The sequence below is a fragment of the Microbacterium sp. genome (assembly GCF_048259935.1).
Lineage (GTDB): Bacteria > Actinomycetota > Actinomycetes > Actinomycetales > Microbacteriaceae > Microbacterium.
The window spans coordinates 125303-141899 of the sequence record NZ_JBLXHF010000002.1; the positions used below are offsets into that span (position 1 = coordinate 125303).

Here is a 16597-nt window from a genome sequence, read left to right on the forward strand (position 1 = left end):
ACATGCCGAAGCTGCAGGTCGAGGGGTGCTACAACTTCCGCGACACGGGCGGACTGCCGCTCCGTGACGGCGGAGTGACCCGCCCTGGCATCCTGTACCGCTCCGACGCCCTGACGAATCTGACGCCGACGGGGCTCGACGAGCTTGCGCACACCGCTGTTGGTGTCATCGTCGACTTCCGCACTCCGCAGGAGCGCGAGGCAGGGCCCGATCGGGTTCCCGATTCGCGACCCTTCAAGATGGTCGAGCTGCCCTTCCTCGAGGGTGCGATGGCCGATATGACGAAGCAGTTCATGGGCAGCAGTTCAGCCCCGCCCACCCCGGAGATGCTCAGCCAGGCGATGAGCAGCATCCCACCCCTGAGTGACCTGTACATCCAGATCCTGCAGCACGGTGCGTCAGAATTCGCACAGGTCGCCCGGCTCATCGCCGCCTCGAGCGACACCACTCCCAGTGCCGTGCTGGTGCACTGCACTGCGGGCAAGGACCGCACCGGCGTCGCCACCGCACTGATGCTCGAAGCAGCTGGCGCCGAGCGCCGCGCCATCGTTGCCGACTACGCCAGCTCGCAGCAGAATCTCTCCGGCCCCTGGGCTGATGGGATGCTCCACATGGTCTCCTCCATGGGCGTGCCTCTCACGCCCGCGCTCAAGACCCTGGTGACGGGCACCCCTCGTGAAGAGATCGAGAAGGCGCTCGATTGGGTGGACGCGCACGGCGGCATCACTGCCTACCTGCGCTCCGGCGGACTCACCGACGATGAGCTCGCCGGACTGCGTACGCGCTTCGTCGGCTAACGGGGAACCGTTTGCTCTGCCTTCGCCAGCGCGAAGACCCCACCGACCGCCACAGCGCCAGCGGCGATGAAGGCGAGGACGGCCCAGATCGAGGCCCCGCTCGCCTCTCCCAGGATTGTGATGCCGAGCACGACGGCGACGGCGGGGTCGATCACCGTGAGTCCGGCGACGACAACCTCTGGGCGGCTTTCGGCGTGCGCGCGCTGAACGAAGTAGATCGAGAGCCCGCCCGCGATTCCGATTCCGACAAGGCATCCGATGGTCAGCAGATTCGCCGTGTCGAGCTCGAGCTTCTGCGCCTTGATAATGGCCTGCACCCGCATGATCACGGTCTTTCCGAGCGTTGCCACGAATGCGGAGAACGTTCCGCCGAGGATGACCCAGACGAGCGACGGCACCTTGCGGCGGCGCGCGAGAACGAGCGCGATTCCGGTCAGCACGAGCACGCTGGCGAGCACGACGAGAACCGCGATCAGCTGCGCGTTGGTGATGGCGCGCTGCGTACTGACGAGGGCGGCGACCGTGACGAACACCGCAACACCCAGTACGCAGGTGAGGATGGCGCGCACCACCCCTGGCGCGGGCTTCTTCTTCGTGACGATGAAGGTCACAAGCACCGTGAACACCAGTGCGGTGACTCCGATCGGCTGCACCACCATCAGCGGCGCGAAGGTGAGGCTGCCCATCTGCAGCACGATCGACAGGCCGAGGACCACCGATCCGATCAACCAGATGCGGCTGCTGACGAGCTGGAGGAGCTTCGACCCGCCCTTGGGGTGCGTCGCCAGATCGCGAACACCGCGTCCCTGCCAGAGATTGCCCACGGAGAGGGCAAGGGCAGAGCACAGCGCAAGCGCTATTCCCGCCAGAGGGAGCGAACCGACTTCCATTACTTCTTCTCGCTTTCCAGGCGGAGCCTGATGCTGATCTCGTACGCGTCGAGCTCATCGAGAACATACCGCAGCGCGCTCGTGGTGTGCCGCCCAGAGCGTCCCAACTCGTGCAGGCGGGTGCGCATCACACCCAGCAGCTCCAGCTCTGCGGCGAGCGCTTCCTCAGGGTCAGCGCCCTCGGGAATCTCGCGCAGAGCACGAGCATCGCTGGCGGCATGCGCGGCCTTCCGAAGCTCACGGTCGATGCTGCGGACTTCCTTGCGGGGAGGCCCGTCCGCACCCCGGCGGCGCAAGCCCAGCATGCCGACAACGGCGGCAGGCCCAACATCGTCTGGGTGGATTTCGCAGACCTGGACTTCAGCGAGGGCATGCCCGAGGCCGTGCTCGATCTGGGCAGCAAGCTCGCCCTCGAGGGCGGACTGGCCGGCAATGTGAGCGGCCACTTCGAAGCGGGACGCACGCTGGACTTCCTCACCCTGGAGATCGTCCGCAAGGCTGCGGCCGCGAAGGCCGCCAGCGCCTGATTCTCGTTCTCGTCCAGAGAAAGCCGGACCACCATGTTGCATCTGCTCGCTGAACTTCTGACCGATCGGAATCGGTATCGCGATCAGTCCGCTCGCGATCGTCGCGGTCATTCTGATGGCGACGTCGGGAAAGGGCCGCACTAACGGTACGGCGTTCGTGCTGGGCTGCTACGCGTTCGCCGCCGCCTTCGTCGGCCTGTGCGTGCTCCTCGGGTGCTCCGCCGGAACCGAGGATGCCGGATCTGACGCGCACGTGACGGTGGACATCGTCGAGATCGTGCTGGGTGTGGTGCTGCTCGTGCTGGCAGTGCTGCAGTGGCGCAACCGCAACCACACCGGCACTCCGAAGTGGATGAGCGCCCTGGACGGGTTGTCGATCTGGCAGGCGTTCCTCGCGGGCGTGCTGATCTCTGGGCCACTCTCACCCAAGGACCTCCCGCTGCTCATCGCGGCAAGCGGACGCGTCTCGCAGTCGAGGCTGCCAGTGGAAGAGATCATGATCGTGATCTTGATCTTCGCGTTCATCGGTGTGCTCGGGGTGCTGATCCCCTGGCTGATCAGTGTGATCTCGCCCAGCAAGGTCGAGGCCCGCCTCAGCGGCGTACGGGACTGGCTGGTGGCCAATCACGCCGTCACCATGATGATCCTCTTCGTGATCCTCGGGGCGAAGCTCATCAGCTCCGGGGTCGCAGATCTCGCGTACTGACATGCAGCGAACGGGCCCAGGCGATGCCCGGGCCCGTCCGCGTCTGGCAGCCTAGTTGAACTGATTCATCGTGTTGTCCTTGCCGCCTGCCTTCAGCGCAGCATCCCCTGCGAAGTACTCCTTGTGGTTGTCTCCGATGTCGCTGCCGGCCATGTTCTGGTGCTTCACCGTGGCGATTCCCTCGCGGATCTCGCGGCGCTGCACGCCCTTCACGTAGGCGAGCATGCCCTCCTCGGCGAAGTAGCCCTTGGCGAGATCATCCGTCGACAGAGCCGCCGTGTGGTACGTGGGCAGAGTGATGAGGTGATGGAAGATGCCGGCACGGGCCGATCCATCCCGCTGGAAGGTGCGGATCATCTCGTCGGCGACCTGAGCGAGCTCGGTGTCGTCGTAGTCGACGCTCATCAGAGCGCTGCGGTCGTACGCCGAGACGTCCTTGCCCTGCTCGGCGAAGAGGTCGTACGCCTGCTGGCGGAAGCTGAGCGTCCAGTTGAACGACGGGCTGTTGTTGTACACGAGCTTCGCGTTCGGGATGACCTCTCGAACCTTGTCCATCATTCCGGCGATCTGCTCGACGTGCGGCTTCTCGGTCTCGATCCAGAGCAGATCGGCACCGTTGCGCAGCGACGTGATGCTGTCGAGCACGCAGCGCTCCTCACCGGTGCCCGCACGGAAGCGGAACAGGTTGCTCGCAAGCCGCTTCGGACGCAGCAGCTTGCCGTCGCGCTTGATGACGACATCGCCGTTGCCCAGGTCATCTTCTGAGATCTCTTCGACATCGAGGAAGGAGTTGTACTGATCGCCGAGGTCGCCGCCGGTGGTGGTGACGGCGATCTTCTGAGTGAGACCAGCGCCGAGGGAGTCGGTGCGCGAGACGATCACACCGTTGTCGATGCCGAGCTCGAGGAAGGCGTAGCGGACGGCGTTGAGCTTGGCGATGAAGTCCTCGTGCGGAACGGTGACCTTGCCGTCCTGGTGGCCGCACTGCTTCTCGTCAGAGACCTGGTTCTCGATCTGGATGGCGCAGGCGCCGGCCTCGATCATCTTCTTGGCGAGCAGGTAGGTGGCCTCGGGGTTCCCGAAGCCCGCATCGATGTCGGCGATGATCGGCACGACGTGGGTCTCGAAGGTATCGATCTGCGACTGGATGAACTCGGCCGCGGTGTCGTCGCCGGCGGCACGAGCATCATCGAGCCGCGAGAAGAGCAGGTCGAGCTCGCGCGCATCAGCCTGGCGGAGGAACGTGTAGAGCTCTTCGATGAGCGCCGGAACCGAGGTCTTCTCGTGCATCGACTGGTCCGGCAGCGGCCCGAACTCAGAGCGGAGAGCTGCGACCATCCAGCCCGACAAGTACAGGTAGCGCTTGTTCGTGGTCTTCAGATGCTTCTTGATCGAGATGAGCTTCTGCTGACCGATGAAGCCGTGCCAGACACCGAGCGACTGCGTGTACGCCGAGGAGTCGGCGTCGTACTCGCCCATGTCGCGGCGCATGATGTCGGCGGTGTACTGGGCGATCTCCAGGCCGGTCCTGAAGCGGTTCTGCGCGCGCATCCGGGCGACCGACTCGGGGTTGATCGCATCCCACCCGGATCCGGCCTCTTCCTTCAGTGCTCGGATGGCGTCGATGTCGTCTTGGTAGGCGGTCATGATGTGTCCTTTGCTGTGGTGGCGGTTCAGCGTTACCTCCACTCTCAGGCAAGAACAAGCGCTCCTCTGGCGAAATCAGGGCAGAAAGTTCTCGTTTCTTCTTCGAACCAGAAGGGTCGGTCAGCCTGCAGCATCCAACGTCGCGAGAGAGGCGACCAGTTCCCTCGTGTACGGATGCTCGGGAGCGTAGAAGATCTGATCCGACTCGCCCGCTTCGACGACCCGGCCGTCCTTCATCACCAGCACCCGATCGCTCAGGTGGTGGATGACTCCGAGATCGTGCGAGATGAAGAGGTAGCTGAGGCCGTACTCGCGCTGCAGATCAGCCAGCAGATCGAGGATCTGCGCCTGCACCGAGACGTCGAGTGCCGACACCGCCTCGTCGAGGACGAGGATCTCCGGAGAGGTCGCCAGCGCCCGTGCGATCGCCACGCGCTGACGCTGACCGCCCGAGAGCCGCAGAGGGAATCGGTCGCCGACTTCTGCAGGAAGGGCCACCTGCGCGAGCAGATCCCGCACGCGCTGGGTCTTCTGCGCCCGGTTCAGCCCGGCATCGGCGGGGATCGCGTCGAGCAGGATCCGCTGCACGTTCCACCGCGGATCGAACGAGCTCAACGGGTCTTGATAGACGACACCGATGTGCGGGCGCAGCCCGCGGCGTCGCGACTCGGGGACCGCCGACCAAGGCTGACCGAGGAGCGCCACATCGCCGGCATCCGTCGTCTCGAGCGCGAGCGCGATGCGCGCTGTCGTGCTCTTTCCCGAGCCCGACTCCCCCACGATCCCGAGAGTCTCTCCTCGGTGCAGAGTGAACGAGACGTGATCGACCGCCTGCGTGAGCCGGCCATCCGGGGTGACGAAGTTCTTGACGAGGTCGCGCGCTTGCAGAACCGGCTCCCCCCGCTCGCCGGTATGAGCGCGCGCGAGATGCAGGTTCGGCACCTCGCTCGCCTGCGGAGCCAGGCGCTCCCCGCGGGTGTGCCCGCCGGGGACCGCGTCGATGAGGCTCTGCGTGTACGGATGCTGGGGAGCTGAGAGCACGCTCGCCGCCTCACCCTGCTCGACTACTTCTCCCCGGCGCATCACGATGATGTCGTCGGCGAGGCTTGCGACCACCGAGAGGTCGTGGCTGATGAGAATGATCGAGGTACCGCGAGCCCTGGCATCCTGCAGCAGCGAGAGCACCTGTGCCTGCACGGTGACATCGAGCGCCGTGGTGGGCTCGTCCGCGATGATGATCTCGGGGTCCATGGCAAGAGCAGAGGCGATCAGCGCGCGCTGCCGGAGTCCTCCGGAGAGCTCGCCCGCCCGCTGCCGGGCCCGCAGCTTCGGCCACGGCACATCGACGCTCGCGAGCAGCTCGATCACCTTGCGCTCCCGAGCCGCGCGATCCCTCCACCCGTGCAGTCGCAGGGCCTCGCCGATCTCGGCGCCCACCGGGCGCAGGGGGTCGAGGGAGACGAGCGCGTCCTGCTGGACGAACCCGATCCGTCTGCCCCGGATGCGGCGCCAGCTCCGGTCGGTCTGCGTGGTGAGGTCGATGCTCTCCGCAGCGTCGTCACCGCCCAGCGCGATCGTGCCCTCCACCGCGGCACCCGCGCCGGTGAGGCCGACGAGGGTGCGCGCGGTGACACTCTTGCCCGACCCGGATTCGCCGACGATCGCGACGCAGCGCCCAGGTGCGAGATCGAAGGAGACCCCGTGCACGACCTGTCGAGTCCGGCCGCCTGCGGCGAACCCCACGCGCAGATCGCGGATGCGGAGCCGCGGAGTCTGCGCCTGGATGCTGGGCCTGGTCAAGGCCAGTTGCGTGGTCATGTCATTCGCCCCTTTCGAAGCTGTTCTGGATGTGTTTTCCGAGCGACGTCGCCGTCAGCGCCAGGACGAGGATCACAAGTCCGGGCACGAAGGTCAGCCACGGGGCCTGCAGGATGTAGGCGCGTCCCGCATCGAGCAGGGCACCCCACTCCGATGACGGCGGCGCCACGCCGAGCCCGAGGAATGCGAGCCCTGACGCCCAGACGATCGACTGCCCGATCGCCATCGTGAACACGGCCACGAGCGGACGGATCGCGTTGGGGAGCACGTGCTGGGTGAGGATGCGGCCGCGGCTGTGCCCGAGGGCCCGTGCTGCTTCGACGTACCCGGCGTTCTTGGCCGCGAGGATCTGCCCGCGGACCATCCGCGCGTATCCCGGTGCGGTGCTCACCCCGACGGCGATGACCTGAGTCCACGCGGATGCGCCGAGGATCGACACGAGCAGCAGCGCGAGCAGCAGGATCGGGAAGGCGAAGACCACCTCGATGCCGCGGCTGACGATCGCCGAAGTGAATCTGTCGCCCAGTGCCGCCAGCGACCCGAGGATGAGTGCTGCGACCAGGGCGATGCCTGCCGCGCCGATACCGATCAGCAGCGACTCCCTGGTGCCGTAGATCACCCGGCTGTACAGGTCGCGGCCGGACTCGTCCGTGCCGAACCAGTGCGCGAGCGAGGGCGGGCGAAGCGCATCGGCGAAGCTCTGCGCGGTCGGGTCTGCGGTCGCCAGCAGCGCCGGGGCGATGGCGGCGAGCGCGAACAGCGCGGTCAGCACGATCGCGACGGCAAGCCCTGGGTCGATGCGGCGCCTTCTGGCTGATGCGGCGATGGGCTTCGATGCGGTGATGGTCATGACCGCTCCAATCTCGGGTCGATCAGCGCGTAGACGATGTCGACGAGCAGGTTGGCGACCACGTACGCGAGTGCGACGAGGATCACGATGCCGGTGACGACGGGAAGATCCTGCGCCCCGACGGCGGCGACGAGCGTCTTGCCGATTCCCGGCCGCGAGTAGATCTGCTCGACGATCACGGCGCCCGAGATCGTCGCGCCGATCGCCCAGCCGGTGAGGGTGACAGCCGGCAGCGAGGCGTGGCGCAGCACGTGCCGGAGCCGGATCTGCAGGTCGCCCATGCCGCGCATCCGCGCGCTGAGCACGAATGGCTGGTCGAGCGCCCGTTCGTACTCGGCGCGCACGGACTGCCCCATGAAGCCGGCCAGGGGGATGGCGAGGGTCAGCGCCGGAAGCACGATGCCTGCGACACCGGTGCCGCCCATGACCGGGAACCAGCGCAGGTTCAGGGCGAACACGAGCAGCAGCAGAATACCGAGCCAGTACGGCGGCAGGTTCGCCGCGACCGTATCGACGACCGAGCCCACCGCACCGATCCGCCTGCTGCGGCCGGCGGTGAGCGTGACCCAGACGATCATGATCACCCACGCCACCGCGATGGCGACCAGAGTGAGCACGAACGTGGATCCGAGCTGCTCTCCGATCAGATCCCACACCGGCCGGAACTGCTGGTACGACGTGCCGAGGTCACCGCGCAGGAGCCCGGTGAGGTAGTGCAGGTACTGCACGAGCACCGGGTCATGCAGACCGTATGCCTCGATGACCGGGGCCAGCTCTGAAGGAGTGCGCTCCTGCGCCTGGCCGGTGCGGATGTTGAGGATCGCTGTCGCCCGGTCGCCCGGGAGTGCCACCTGTGCGAGGAAGGCGGCTGTCGCCGCACCCCAGAGCACCACGACGGCGCCGATCAGGCGCGAGACGATTCGTCTGGCCTGCTGCGATCGCCTGCGTGGGATCGTCGCCGCATCTTGTGCGGGCCTGTCGGATGCTGCGCTGTGCGAAGCAGCATCCGCACTTTCGAGCACGTCACTCGACGAAGTACGAGTCATAGAACGTCGGTCCTCCCTGTGCGTTCTCCTGCCAGACATCGCGCAGGTGAGGGTTGATGCCGAGCGTGCTCAGCCGGTCGTAGAGCCCGAACGCGGTCGCATGCTCGGCGATGTATTCCTGCGCCTGCTGGTAGAGCGCATTCTGCGCGTCGACGTCAGCGGTCGAGTTCGCCTCGAGGATGATCGCCCCGAGGGCCGGATCGTCGTAGAAGGCGCTGTTCGAGAAGTTCGGCTTCTCCTCGGTGCTCGGGCGCCAGGTGATGGAGAGGATGCCGGCGTTCACCGACGTCCAGTACCCGGCCGAGATGTCATAGGCGTCGGGCCCGGCGTACTTGCCCGCCCAGGTCTCGGACGGCGGCACCGGGATGAGCTTCACCTTGAAGCCCGTGGCCTTCGCCTGCTCCTGCACGGCCTGGAAGATCGCGGCGCCGTCGGCGTTGATGATCGTTCCCGCGTTATAGGGGAAGACGACGTCGAGGGTCTTGCCGTCCTTGACGCGGTATCCATCGCCGTCGCGGTCGGTCCAGCCTGCCGCATCCAGGAGGCTGTCCGCCTCATCGACGTCGTAGCCGTAGAGGTCGGCTGCGGCCTGGCTGTAACCGGGGGTCGCTTGGCTCACCGACCCGTTGCCGTCGTAGGGGATCACGCCGTGACCGATCGTCTCGACGATGGTCTCGCGGTCGAGGCTGTAGATGAACGCCTTGCGCACCGACTCATCGTCGAAGGGAGCACGGGTGGTGTTGAACGAGATCTGCTGCGGCCGGCCAGGGGTGACGTACTTCTGCAGCTCCCACTGCTCGCTCTCAAGGCCCGCCCATTCCAGGGCCGGGATGTCGTAGATGGCGTCGGCCTCCCCAGAGCGCAGTGCCGAGACGCGCGTGACACCGTCGGCGACGAAGCGCCAGTCGATCTTGTCGAGGTAGGCGGCACCGGTGTGCTTCGCATTCGCCGGGGGCGATGTGTAGTCGTCGTTGCGAGCGAGCAGAACGTTCTCTCCGCGGTTCCATTCCTCGACGACGAAGGCCCCGGAGCCGATCGGCTGCTCGCAGTTCTCCTCAGCGGTGCGGGTCTCGAGCGCCTGCTGCGATTGGATGCCGAAGTACGACTGCGAGAGGTTCTCGAGCAACCGCGGGTACGGGGCGGAGAGATGAACCGCGACGGTCCGGTCGTCGAGGGCCTCGGCCGACTCGTAGTAGCCGTCCAGCCAGACGTTCGCGGTGCTGTTGCCGCCCGCGATCCAGTAGTCGAAGTTGTACGCGACGGCCGCCGCGTCGACCGGGGTGCCATCGGTGAAGCTCACACCGTCCTTGAGGATCAGCGTGTAGGTGAGCCCGTCGTCGGAGGCGTCCCAGCTCTCGGCGAGCCAGGGAACGACGCTGCCGTCGTCATCGAGCGAGACGAGGTTGTCGAGGAACTGGTACGAGATGTAGGCCTGCTCGATCCAGCCGCCGTAGAGGCACTGGGGTTCCTGCTGATGGGCGTAGACGAGGGTGCCGCCGTCGATGCGCTCGGCGTCGGACGCCGGCACGATCGCCTCGGACGTACCGCAGGCGGTCATCGCGATCATCGCCGCCACGAGCGTGACGGACACGGTCGCTGACCTGCAGAAGCGGTGAGTGCTCATTGTGAGGGTGCCTTTCCTGGGCGTCGTCGTCGAAGCTGGTGCTTCGTGGACACGAGCATGACGAGGTCTGCGAACGATGAAACCTGCCCCCGTCACGTGACGCCGCAGAACGTCATGGTTCGTCATGTTGCGCTGTGTGTCGCCGCGCGAGCGAGAGGTCACCCGGTGCGCACAGGATGAACGACGTCGACTCGCAGCTGGTGGGTCCGAAAGGAGCATCCGTCATGTCAGAGCCGAAGCGCCTCATCCTCAACCTGTTCGAGATGAACTGCGTAAGCCACATCACGCACGGCCTGTGGCGTCTCCCGGGCAACAGCCGCACGCGGTTCAACGACATCGAGTACTGGACCGAGCTCGCGCAGCTTCTCGAGTCCGGCGGATTCGACGCGGTCTTCCTCGCCGATGTCATCGGTGCGTACGACGTCTTCCGCGGCGGACCGGAGACAGCAATCAGCGAGGGGCTGCAGATCCCCAGCAACGACCCGATGCTGGTCGTGCCTGCCATGGCAGCGGTGACCAAGAACCTCGGCTTCGGCATCACGTTCTCTACGACCTACGAGCCGCCGTTCGCGTTCGCGCGGCGCATGTCGACGCTCGACCACCTCACGAAGGGCCGGGTCGGGTGGAACATCGTCACGTCGTACCTGCCGAACGCTGCACGCAACTTCGGGCTGACCGGCCAGGTCGACCATGACACCCGGTACGAGATCGCTGACGAGTACCTCGATGTGCTCTACAAGCTGTGGGAGGGGTCGTGGGATGACGATGCCGTGATCGAAGACCGCCAGACCAATGTCTACGCGGATCCTGCGAAGGTGCGCTACATCGACCACGAGGGCCCCCGGTTCCAGGTGGCGGGCCCGCATCTGTCATCACCATCTCGGCAGCGGACGCCGTTCCTCATCCAGGCCACGCAGTCCTCGCGCGGGATCGAATTCGCCGGTCGGCACGCAGAGCTCATCTTCACCGGCGGATCATCGTTCGAGGGCGTGAGCAGCACGATCGCGCGCATCAGAGATGAGCTGGAGCGCCAGGGTCGCCCGCGCGATGCCATCAAGTTCGTCGTCGGCGCGACGGTGATCGTGGGCGCGACGCGCGAAGCGGCGGAAGCGAAGCTGCGGGAGTACGAGGAGTACGCCAGCCTCGATGGAGTACTCGCGCATGCGAGCCTGCCCTTCGACCCGACCGCGCACGACGGCGACATCACGGTCGGTGAGGCACTGCGGCGCGAGGGACGCGGCGAGGATGCGCAGGCGGCATTCTTGCCGCAGGATCTGACGATCTCGGAGTTCTTGAAGACCATGTCAGGGTTCCAGCGCAAGCCCTTCATGGCGGTCGGGTCGGCGTCAGACGTTGCCGATGAGATCGAGAGCTGGCTCGACGAACACGACATTGACGGGATCAATCTCGTCCAGTACCACAGCTCCGACACGGCGAAGGATTTCATCGAGTACGCCGTCCCTGAACTGCGTCGGCGCGGGCGTCTGCGCGAGGCATACGCCCCTGGCGAGACGCTGCGCGAGCGGGTGCACGGAGCGGGTCCCCGGGTGGCGGACTCGCACCCGGCGGCGCAGTTCCGCGGGGGACGCAATCTGCGCGAGGCGGATGAGTTCGCCGCTGTCGTGGGGGGCTGATCGATCGCGTGACGTGAGCAGATGCCGATGGCGTGCTCGCGCTGATACGGTGACCTCGATAGCGCTCGCATCCGAGGGTGCGAGGCAGGTGGAGGGCACTCGAGATGAGACGGACGTCCCGTTGGCGCTTCTCAGGCATCGCGATCGCCGCGACAGCGGCCGTCCTCGTCGGAATGATCGCGACCGCGGTGTCGCCGCCTGCTCCCGCGGCGGCGGCGACGGATGGACAGATGATCTATCCAGCATCCGGCACGATTCAGTCGAAAGTCGGGGACGGATGCCGCTCGGACTATCGCGCGCATGACGGCATCGACATCTCCGGTCAGGGCGGAACGCCCATCCTCGCCGCCTACGACGGCGTCGTGAAGACCCGCACGTACAGCAGTGGATACGGCTACTACGTCGACATCGAGCACACCGGCGGGTACGCGACGAGATACGCCCACATGGTGGCGCAGGGAGTCGTCGCCCCCGGGGCGCACGTCGTGCGCGGTCAGCAGATCGGTGTCGTCGGCAGCACCGGCAACTCGACGGGCGCACACCTGCACTTCGAGGTGTGGCGGAACGGCTCGGTGTACTCCGCGATCAACGATGGCTTCGTGTGCCTGTCGACGGTGGCGCGCGGCAACTCGCTGCCGCTGGTATTCCCCGGCCTTCGGACGGCCCCCGCGATTCCCACCTCTCCGGTGTCATCGGCCGACTACAACGGCGATGGCAAAGCCGATCTGCTCGGAATCAGCGGCGACAGCGATCTGCAGTTCCTCGCGGGCAACGGCGGAGGAGGAATGCAGTCGCCCTCGGTCATCACGAGCGGATGGGGTGTGTACCGCCACCTGGTGCATAACGATCTCAACGCCGACGGCAGAGGCGACATCCTCGCGGTGCGGGGCGACGGACTGCTCGAGTACTACGGCGGAGGATCCGGCGGCGGATTCAACCGCTACGACCGGCTCGAGTTCGGGTGGTCCGACATGGTGCATGTCGTATCGGGTGCCGACTTCTCCGGCGACGGGCTGCAGGATGTGCTCGCGACGTCTTCGGCGGGCGAACTCACCATCTACAACGGCAACGGGGTCGGGGCGCTCTCCGGGGCGCGCACGAAAGCCGGCAGCGGGTGGGGCATCATGAAGTTCCTGGCCGGCGGCGACTTCAACGGTGATGGGATCGGCGACATCATGGCCGTGTCGCGTGACGGCACGCTCTACTTCTATCGCGGTGTCGGCAATGCCTTCACCACGGCGACCGCCGTTGGCAGCGGCTGGGCTGCATTCACCGCTTTCACCGGCGGCGTCGACTACAACGGCGATGGCCGCGTCGACATCATCGGTCGCGATGCCTCAGGCGCTCTCTACCTGTATCCCGGCGACGGGAAGGGCAGGCTCGGGGCGAGAAGCCTCATCGGCTCGGGGTGGGGCGGGTACCTGCAGCTGGAGTGACGTGGCCGTGGCCGGCAGACCGAGGCCGGCAGGCCGAGGGCTGATCAGAAGAAAGCGCCGAGCAGGTCAAGCCGCAACTGCGCGGCGACAGCGATGACCGCGTAGTCGAGCACAACGATCAGCACCATCCATCGACCGATGAACGCGCCCGCACCGCGCAGCGACTGCCCCCAGACACCGGCGCGCAGACTCCACGCGATGACCGACCAGAACAGCGGGATGGTCACGAACCAGATGACCATGCACCACGGGCAGAGCGACCCGAACTCGAACACGCTGCGGTAGGCGAAGAAGTGCACCAGCGCGCATCCGCCGAGAACGCACACGGCGTAGATCCGCCAGTACCAGGCGCGCATGCCGCCCGGCGCGGCCAGCGCTCCGATGCCGACCAAGATCGGGCCGACGAAGGCCACCATGCCGATGATCGCGTTCGTGAAGCCGAGCAGGTTTCCCGCCGGCGAGAGCAGGTTCGGTCCGCAGGTGACGATCGGATTGATGTCGCAGGACACGAGCGGCGGCGCGTCGGTGAGCTGCCCGACGTACTCCAGGTAGAGCAGGAACGACACGACCCACGCGATGAAGCCCGCTGCGATCCAGAAGACCGCCGTACCGGTGCCCGGTCGGAAGACGGTGCCGACGGATGCCGATGCCGGGACGTCGGACGTCGACGTGCTGAGTTCATTAGACATGGACCGCCCCTCGAACGAATGATCGCTGTTACCGACACACAGGCATCGGGCGGCTCTGCGCACCCCGCTCGGCCGTAGATATCAGGCGAGCGCTCGTCCCTGGCCTGGCGCTCGCGGGCCCGGACATGGAAAAACCCCTGATCAACAGGGGTTTTTCTGGCGGTGACGGCGGGATTTGAACCCGCGGTAGGGGTAAACCTACACAACATTTCGAGTGTTGCACCTTCGGCCGCTCGGACACGTCACCGCGGAAGAGTTTACGCGACGAGGGGCTCTCGCGCGAATCGACGAGACGCCGGTTATCTCCGGCCTTACCGCCGACCCCGAAGACGGATGCTGGTTAGGATGACCTTACGGAGGTAGTCATGAGCTTCATCACGTCGGCCGCGCTCGCGGAGACCGGTTTTGTCATCCTTCCGCCCCACCCGACACCCATCGATCCGGCCGAGTGGCAGGACCTCGAATACGTCGGCTGGCGCTCCTCAGGCATCACCCGCTATGCACCTCTCGCCAGCTACGCAGGCGACATCGACTGCAACGGATTCTGGAACCACACTCCCCCGCGCACCGACAAGGACGGCGTCTGGATTCCCTCGCAGGTCGAGAAGGCCCCGACCCTGGCCCGTCTCGCCCAAGAGCCCGGTGCGAACGTCGGCCGCTGCCGGGTCGTCGAGCTGCAGCCCAACAGCTACGCCGATGCGATCTACAACCTGCATCAGGACGACAACAATCGTCTCAACGAGGCCGGAACCGGCTGGGTCGTGCGCGCGCTCATCAACCTCACCGACGACCCGGACTCCTTCCTCATCCTTCGCAGCGACCGGTTCGACCCGGCGACGGAACTGCGTTTCCGGCTCGCAGCGGGCACGCACATCATCGTGGACACGCAGCGCTTCTGGCACGCCGCCTGGCACAACGGATCCTCTCCGCGGTACTCGCTGATCACCTCGCTGACCTCGGGACCAGAACTCGACGCCTACATCAACGCGAACGGCGGCACCCCCCACGCAGAGAACGTCACCTTCGACCCTGCGCTGGTCGAAGAGGCGCAAGTTGAACTGCACCGCCGCATCGAAGAGCGCCGCCGCGCCTTCGAGGCGCAGGGCATCGTGATGGAGCCGCCGGTCGCGCTCCACTGACCGGATTCTCACCGGGAGGTGGTTGTTCGTGCCGCGTAAACCGCCTCGAGGCGGCATTATGCGACACCTCCGCCGCCTCGAGGCGGCGTAGCGCGACACCTCCGGTTCGGCCCGGGCCGCCGCGCACCGCGGCGGCGCTCAGACCGTGCGCCCAGCCTCGATCCGCACTACCCGATCGACGGTACCCGCAGGCGGCGCGACGTGCGAGATCAGCACCACGGACTGCTCACCCGCAGCCCCCAGCAGGTCGCGCAGCAGCGCATCGGATGCTTCAGGATCGACGCCCGCCGTCGGCTCATCGAGCACGAGCACGGGGAAGCCGCGCAGCAGCGCACGCGCCAGCGCGATCCGCTGGGCCTGGCCGCCCGACACGAGGGCGCCGCGGTCGCCGACGCGAGCGCCCAGACCGCCGCGCTGGCGCACCCAGTCACCGAGCCCCACGCGTTCGAGCACCGCCATCAGTTCACCATCGGTGGCGGTATCGCGCGCGAAGAGCAGGTTCTGCCGGATGTCTTCGTCGAAGAGCTGCGGATGCTGTTCGCACAGCCCGATCGTGCGCCTGAGGGCAGGACCACTGAGAGCCGCGGCATCCGCACCCCCGATCGTGAACTCGCCCTCGGCGCGGAGGTACCCGACGAGCACCGACGCGAGTGAGCTCTTGCCCGCGCCGCTGGGCCCGGCCACGAGCACGCGCTCTCCCGGTGCGACGTCGAGCGAGACGCCGCGCAGCGCCGGGGCACCTCCTGGCCACGACGCACGAACGTCGCGCAGGTGCAGGGCTGTACCTGCGGGGGCGGCGTCATCACCGGCATCCGATCGCAACTCGTCGGGGACCGACGCAGGCAGCACGTCGACGACGCGCTGGGCGCTGGCGCGCACGCTCCGCCAGGATGCCGCCGCGACCGGAACCGCGCCGAACACCTCGAACACGACCATCGGCACGAGCACGACGACCGCGAGCCACGGACCATCGATCGCCCCGGTCGCGAGCCCGGGAGAAGCCGCCGCGACCGCCCACCCCGATGCGACCCCGGCGAGCACCGAGACGACACCGGCCGCGAGCGCCTGCGCCAGTGACGCGCGCGTCACGGTGCGCCGGACGGCCGCGTCGGCACGCTCGATCCGCCCGCGGGCGGCGGGCTCTGCGCCGTAGGCGAGCAGAACATCGAGGCTGCCGAAGTAGTCGACGAGGGATGCCGAGAGCTCCGCCCGCTCGAGCGAAACCCGAGCCTCGGCCCTGGCACCGAACACCCAGCCGAGACCGATCGCGATGCCCGCGGCTGCGACGAGGCAGGCAGCGAGGGTGAGAGCGGCCGGCGGCGAGATGACGGCGATGAAGATGACCGAGCCGAGCGCGACGACACCAGCGACGGCCAGCGGCTGCACGACGCGCAGCGGGAGGTTCTGCAGGTTCTCGACGTCGTCGACGAGGGCGGAGAGCACGCGCCCGCGATCGGTGCGACCGAGCCCTGCGGGCGAGAGCGGGATGAGCCTTCGCACCATGTCGGCCCGGGTGGTCGCGAGCTGACGCAGCGCGGCATCGTGGCCCGCCAGCCGCTCGAGGTAGCGGAACACGGCGCGCGAGACGGCGAAGAACCGCACGCCGACGACGGCGACCGACAGCGGCACGAGCGAATCGACGATGGAGGCGCTGACGATCAGCCAGCCGCTCACGGCGAGCAACGAGACAGCAGCGGCGGCAGACAGCACGCCCCAGATGAGGCCGGGGAGGAACCTGCCGGCCGACGGCTGTGCAAGACGGAGGACATCGCGCACCTGAGTTGTCTCGTTCAC

The 16597-nt window shown here is 67.0% G+C and carries 15 protein-coding genes and 1 tRNA gene; 6 read left to right on the plus strand and 10 right to left on the minus strand.

Annotated elements, in window-relative coordinates; genetic code table 11:
• Positions 1-2 precede the first annotated feature (2 nt).
• A complete protein-coding gene (locus ACN0RC_RS03500) occupies positions 3-797 on the plus strand; it encodes a tyrosine-protein phosphatase (RefSeq protein ID WP_417508863.1) in 795 nt (264 codons plus the stop codon).
• On the opposite strand, the gene ACN0RC_RS03505 is transcribed toward ACN0RC_RS03500, so the two are convergent.
• Positions 794-1687 (minus strand): DMT family transporter, encoded by an 894-nt coding sequence (locus ACN0RC_RS03505; RefSeq protein ID WP_417508865.1) that lies wholly within the window; start codon positions 1685-1687, stop codon positions 794-796. The genes ACN0RC_RS03500 and ACN0RC_RS03505 overlap by 4 nt on opposite strands.
• Complete coding sequence (locus tag ACN0RC_RS03510; protein WP_417508867.1) at positions 1687-1992, minus strand: hypothetical protein; 306 nt, start codon at positions 1990-1992, stop codon at positions 1687-1689. The genes ACN0RC_RS03505 and ACN0RC_RS03510 overlap by 1 nt, the downstream gene beginning before the upstream one ends.
• 33 nt (positions 1993-2025) lie before the next feature.
• Between ACN0RC_RS03510 and ACN0RC_RS03515 the strand changes: the two genes are divergently transcribed.
• Together ACN0RC_RS03515 and ACN0RC_RS03520 are read left to right on the plus strand one after the other, a co-directional pair.
• Positions 2026-2214 carry a hypothetical protein gene (locus ACN0RC_RS03515; RefSeq protein ID WP_417508869.1) on the plus strand — a complete coding sequence of 63 codons (189 nt, stop codon included), beginning with the start codon at positions 2026-2028 and terminating at the stop codon, positions 2212-2214.
• A gap of 76 nt (positions 2215-2290) precedes the next feature.
• Positions 2291-2920 (plus strand): GAP family protein, encoded by a 630-nt coding sequence (locus ACN0RC_RS03520; RefSeq protein WP_417509618.1) that lies wholly within the window; start codon positions 2291-2293, stop codon positions 2918-2920.
• Positions 2921-2971: 51 nt separating this feature from the next.
• On the opposite strand, the gene ACN0RC_RS03525 is transcribed toward ACN0RC_RS03520, so the two are convergent.
• The 5 genes from ACN0RC_RS03525 to ACN0RC_RS03545 form a co-directional block, all read right to left on the minus strand.
• A complete protein-coding gene (locus ACN0RC_RS03525; RefSeq protein WP_417508871.1) occupies positions 2972-4567 on the minus strand; it encodes an isocitrate lyase in 1596 nt (531 codons plus the stop codon).
• Between the two features lie 120 nt (positions 4568-4687).
• On the minus strand, positions 4688-6385 hold the full coding sequence (locus tag ACN0RC_RS03530; RefSeq protein ID WP_417508873.1) for a dipeptide ABC transporter ATP-binding protein: 1698 nt from the start codon (positions 6383-6385) through the stop codon (positions 4688-4690).
• A gap of 1 nt (position 6386) precedes the next feature.
• The gene (locus tag ACN0RC_RS03535; RefSeq protein ID WP_417508875.1) at positions 6387-7235 is read right to left on the minus strand and encodes an ABC transporter permease; all 849 of its coding nucleotides are present in this window, start codon (positions 7233-7235) and stop codon (positions 6387-6389) included.
• A complete protein-coding gene (locus tag ACN0RC_RS03540) occupies positions 7232-8281 on the minus strand; it encodes an ABC transporter permease (RefSeq protein ID WP_417508877.1) in 1050 nt (349 codons plus the stop codon). The genes ACN0RC_RS03535 and ACN0RC_RS03540 overlap by 4 nt, the downstream gene beginning before the upstream one ends.
• Positions 8259-9905, minus strand: coding sequence for an ABC transporter substrate-binding protein (locus ACN0RC_RS03545; RefSeq protein WP_417508879.1), 1647 nt, complete (start codon positions 9903-9905; stop codon positions 8259-8261). Before ACN0RC_RS03545 ends, ACN0RC_RS03540 begins: the two co-directional genes overlap by 23 nt.
• A 224-nt stretch (positions 9906-10129) precedes the next feature.
• Here ACN0RC_RS03545 and ACN0RC_RS03550 point away from each other — a divergent pair, with 224 nt between their 5' ends.
• The gene (locus tag ACN0RC_RS03550; RefSeq protein WP_417508881.1) at positions 10130-11539 is read left to right on the plus strand and encodes an NtaA/DmoA family FMN-dependent monooxygenase; all 1410 of its coding nucleotides are present in this window, start codon (positions 10130-10132) and stop codon (positions 11537-11539) included.
• 104 nt (positions 11540-11643) lie between these two features.
• Complete coding sequence (locus ACN0RC_RS03555; protein WP_417508883.1) at positions 11644-12975, plus strand: peptidoglycan DD-metalloendopeptidase family protein; 1332 nt, start codon at positions 11644-11646, stop codon at positions 12973-12975.
• A 44-nt stretch (positions 12976-13019) separates the two neighbouring features.
• On the opposite strand, the gene ACN0RC_RS03560 is transcribed toward ACN0RC_RS03555, so the two are convergent.
• A complete protein-coding gene (locus ACN0RC_RS03560) occupies positions 13020-13664 on the minus strand; it encodes a vitamin K epoxide reductase family protein (RefSeq protein ID WP_417508885.1) in 645 nt (214 codons plus the stop codon).
• 157 nt (positions 13665-13821) lie between these two features.
• Positions 13822-13911: transfer RNA gene (locus tag ACN0RC_RS03565), tRNA-Ser, on the minus strand.
• A gap of 118 nt (positions 13912-14029) precedes the next feature.
• On the opposite strand from ACN0RC_RS03565, the gene ACN0RC_RS03570 reads away from it, so the two are divergent.
• Positions 14030-14803, plus strand: a complete 774-nt coding sequence (locus tag ACN0RC_RS03570; RefSeq protein WP_417508887.1) for a hypothetical protein — start codon at positions 14030-14032, stop codon at positions 14801-14803.
• Positions 14804-14941: 138 nt separating this feature from the next.
• Here ACN0RC_RS03570 and cydC read toward each other — a convergent pair whose 3' ends face one another.
• Positions 14942-16597 (minus strand): thiol reductant ABC exporter subunit CydC, encoded by a 1656-nt coding sequence (cydC, locus tag ACN0RC_RS03575; RefSeq protein WP_417508889.1) that lies wholly within the window; start codon positions 16595-16597, stop codon positions 14942-14944.

What these genes read in the sequence shown, in the direction of transcription:
- ACN0RC_RS03530 (WP_417508873.1), bottom strand. Translation starts at nt 6,385, where the DNA reads ATGACCACGCAACTGGCCTTGACCAGGCCCAGCATCCAGGCGCAGACT.
- ACN0RC_RS03505 (WP_417508865.1), bottom strand. Translation starts at nt 1,687, where the DNA reads ATGGAAGTCGGTTCGCTCCCTCTGGCGGGAATAGCGCTTGCGCTGTGC.
- ACN0RC_RS03525 (WP_417508871.1), bottom strand. Translation starts at nt 4,567, where the DNA reads ATGACCGCCTACCAAGACGACATCGACGCCATCCGAGCACTGAAGGAA.
- ACN0RC_RS03535 (WP_417508875.1), bottom strand. Translation starts at nt 7,235, where the DNA reads ATGACCATCACCGCATCGAAGCCCATCGCCGCATCAGCCAGAAGGCGC.
- ACN0RC_RS03540 (WP_417508877.1), bottom strand. Translation starts at nt 8,281, where the DNA reads ATGACTCGTACTTCGTCGAGTGACGTGCTCGAAAGTGCGGATGCTGCT.
- ACN0RC_RS03560 (WP_417508885.1), bottom strand. Translation starts at nt 13,664, where the DNA reads ATGTCTAATGAACTCAGCACGTCGACGTCCGACGTCCCGGCATCGGCA.
- ACN0RC_RS03555 (WP_417508883.1), top strand. Translation starts at nt 11,644, where the DNA reads ATGAGACGGACGTCCCGTTGGCGCTTCTCAGGCATCGCGATCGCCGCG.
- ACN0RC_RS03550 (WP_417508881.1), top strand. Translation starts at nt 10,130, where the DNA reads ATGTCAGAGCCGAAGCGCCTCATCCTCAACCTGTTCGAGATGAACTGC.
- ACN0RC_RS03570 (WP_417508887.1), top strand. Translation starts at nt 14,030, where the DNA reads ATGAGCTTCATCACGTCGGCCGCGCTCGCGGAGACCGGTTTTGTCATC.
- ACN0RC_RS03545 (WP_417508879.1), bottom strand. Translation starts at nt 9,905, where the DNA reads ATGAGCACTCACCGCTTCTGCAGGTCAGCGACCGTGTCCGTCACGCTC.
- ACN0RC_RS03510 (WP_417508867.1), bottom strand. Translation starts at nt 1,992, where the DNA reads ATGCTGGGCTTGCGCCGCCGGGGTGCGGACGGGCCTCCCCGCAAGGAA.
- ACN0RC_RS03500 (WP_417508863.1), top strand. Translation starts at nt 3, where the DNA reads ATGCCGAAGCTGCAGGTCGAGGGGTGCTACAACTTCCGCGACACGGGC.